The following is a 255-nucleotide window of genomic DNA, read 5'->3' as shown; positions in this document are numbered from 1 at the left end:
AACCACATCCCCTTGATAGTAATACGGTTCCATTGGCATATTGCTGTTGGTCGGTCTTGCGTAGTGCAATACAGCTAGTTTAGCGTCAACTTGCTGAGCATATAAATAGCCAATCAGCGCATGTTCAAATTGGTGATAACCATTACCCCAATGGAAAGCTTTAGTACGCTTAGGATCAAGCCCAACGCCACCGTATTTGTGGTCGACCCAAACATCATGAAAGGTCGGTAGGGTATATTGCAGGACGTCTTTCAT

At 44.7% G+C, this 255-nt stretch carries 1 pseudogene; it reads right to left on the bottom strand.

Features of this window, described 5'->3' with window-relative positions:
* A pseudogene (locus AB4486_RS23850) lies at positions 1–255 on the bottom strand (N-acylglucosamine 2-epimerase); the annotation flags it as partial.

Origin of the sequence: Vibrio sp. 10N.222.55.C6 (genome assembly GCF_041473395.1) — a bacterium.
In the GTDB taxonomy this organism is placed as follows: Bacteria; Pseudomonadota; Gammaproteobacteria; order Enterobacterales; family Vibrionaceae; genus Vibrio; species Vibrio crassostreae_C.
Note: the sequence above shows the minus strand (reverse complement) of the source record. Positions and strands in the feature narration are given on the sequence as shown.